We start from the raw sequence: 2,412 nt of genomic DNA, 5'->3' as shown, positions 1-2,412 counted from the left end.
TGCGCCGCCTGGTCCGTGAGCACGCTCGTCCAGACATACGATTGAGCCGACGGCACGCCCCCGGGGCTGTGCTGCCGCCGGCCGCTGAGGCTTCGCCAAGGGCGGAGAACCCGAGCCCCTCCGGGGCTGTGCTGCTTCCGGCCGCTGAGCCTTCGGCAAGGGCGGAGAACCCGGGCCCCTCCGGGCCGGGAGCGTGCCGTGGACGTCACGCGGCGTCGGTCACCCAGTAGTTGCCCTTGACGAGGAACAGGTTCGGGTTCGCGGCGGCGTTCGGGCCGCAACCGGGGTCGGCCGTGGTGCCGGGCGTGAAGTTCAGCTCGTCCATCACGTCGGTGCCGTTGCCGTTGTCCTTGATGCCGATGACCATGTAGTTGCCGCGCTGCCAGCTGTTGGCGTCGCGGCGCGGGCCACCGGAGAGAGCGATCTTGCCGGTCAGGTAGGCGGTCTTGTCGTTGACCACGAGGCAGTTCGACGTGCCGGTCGCGTAGGTGCCGTCGGGGTAGGTGACGGTGAAGGCGCCGAGCTGGCCGCGCTTGTTGCCGATCGCGCCCAGGTAAACCGTCGGGCTGCCGAACGAGTTGATGGTGCCGGCGCCGATCACCGACTCGACGGTGCTGGTGGCGGCCTGGGCGGCCGTCGTCGGCATCACGGCGAACAGGGTCACGGCAGCGAAAGCAGCCGCGGCCACGCTCATCAATTTTCTGCGCATTCGTCGTCCTCACGAGAGTGTTCCGGTTACAGGCGAGATTTCTATCGCGGGCCGGTTACTGCGCGTAATGGTCCGTCCGGACGGGAACCGCACCGGGACGGCCGACGCCGGAAACCGTTGGGGCGCAAGGGGTACAGGGTGCTGGTGGGACGATGGAGACGGCTGGGGCGGGCGGGCCGTAGGGTCTTGACCATGGCGCCGCTCGACGACCTCGTTGCCCGCTTCCTGTCGCCCGCCGTCGCGCCGCACTGCGAGAACTCGTCGGTGGAGTTCGTCGTCGACGGGCGCGTCTGGATGCGGCAGATGCGGGACCTGCTGATCTCGCTCGGTCCGGGTGACGGCGCGTTCATCTGCGGCCTCCAGCTCGAGCCGGACATGGATCTGACCGGGCGGCAGGCGGGGGAACCCGGTTACCAGCCGCTGGGCGAGCTGCTGGCCGGCTTGGCGAGCGACGGCGTGGACGTGCGGGTGATCCTGGCCGGCGCGGTGGTGAGCAGCAGCATCGTCCGGCCCACGATCGGGCCGTTCCATCAGAACGTCAGCTCGGCGCACCGGCTGCGACGCTGGCGCCCCGCCGGCGACCGGAAGGCGGATCCGCCGCCGCTGGCCGGCCGGGTGCTGCTCGACTGGTCCGGCTCCAGCGTCGGCTCCAACCACCAGAAGGTCACCCTGGTGCGGCGCGGCAGCGAGCTGACCGCCGGCGTGGGCGGCATCGATTACGCGGCCAGCCGGATCGACGAGTCACCGCATCGGCGGCTGACGGTGCGCGGCGGCCGCTGGGGCTGGCACGACGCCGGGGCGATCATCCGCGGACCGGCCGCCGCCGACGTCTGGCGGGCCATGCAGATGCGCTGGATCGGCGCGGCGAACCTGCCCCGCAAGCATTACTTCTGGCCCGCCGTGAAAGGCCTGCCGGTGCTCAATCCACCGGGCATGCCGGCCGAGATCGCCACGCCGCCACCGCAGAAGGCCCAGCCCGCCCCGGGGTCGGCCTGCCAGATCCTGCGCTCCGTCGGGCCGTGGTACATCGACTCGCTGCTGCCCTGGGAACGCCGCCACTACAGCGACGGGTCGCCGGACGGCGTCCACGAGATCTACCTGACCCTGGTGCAGGCGCTCGGCGCCGCGCGACGCTACATCTACATCGAGGACCAGTACTTCCGCGAGTACCCCGGCGGCGACCATCGCTTCGAGCTGTATCCGTACCTGCGGGCGGCGGCGGCCCGCGGGGTGAAGGTGATTTTGGTCGGCTCCGGCACCCGTGACCCGGCGGAGTCCGCCCCGCTGATCAACGCCACGGTGAACCCCGACCTGCAGCACAAGGTCATCGACCCGCTGCCGCAGGTGCTGCGCCGCAACATCGGGCTCTGGCGGGTCGAGCACCTGACGGTGCACGCCAAGGTCGTCATCGTCGACGACCGGTTCGCCGCGGTCGGATCGGCGAACCTGTTCAGCCGGTCGATGGCCGGGGTGGACACCGAGCTGACCGCGGCGGTGGTCACGACCGGCGACGACGTGCGTGATCTGCGGGTGCAGCTCTGGGCCGAGCATCTGCGTACCCCGGTCACCGACGACCTGCGCCCGCACCTGGAGAATCTCGACCTGGCCATCGGCATCTTCCGGCCGGAGTGGCTGCCGCCGGAGGCGCAGGCCGGCTCCTGGCGCACACCCGGCCTACCCGCCGGGTTCGACCCGCTGGAGTC

The 2,412-nt window shown here is 71.0% G+C and carries 2 protein-coding genes; one reads left to right on the top strand and one right to left on the bottom strand.

Annotated elements, in window-relative coordinates; translation table 11 throughout:
• Positions 1 to 205 precede the first annotated feature (205 nt).
• Positions 206 to 709: a hypothetical protein gene (locus AB0M20_RS38440; protein WP_364305836.1), complete on the bottom strand. Its 504-nt coding sequence runs from the start codon at positions 707 to 709 to the stop codon at positions 206 to 208.
• A 192-nt stretch (positions 710 to 901) separates the two neighbouring features.
• Here AB0M20_RS38440 and AB0M20_RS38435 point away from each other — a divergent pair.
• On the top strand, positions 902 to 2,412 hold a 1,511-nt coding region (locus AB0M20_RS38435), incomplete at its 3' end, for a phospholipase D-like domain-containing protein (RefSeq protein WP_364305834.1).

Source organism: Actinoplanes sp. NPDC051633, from assembly GCF_040681735.1.
GTDB lineage: Bacteria > Actinomycetota > Actinomycetes > Mycobacteriales > Micromonosporaceae > Actinoplanes.
The sequence above is the reverse complement of the archived record's forward strand: the minus strand, read 5'-3'. Positions and strand labels throughout refer to the sequence as shown.

Coding starts and splice junctions, on each gene's coding strand:
- AB0M20_RS38440 (WP_364305836.1), bottom strand. CDS start 709: ATGCGCAGAAAATTGATGAGCGTGGCCGCGGCTGCTTTCGCTGCCGTG.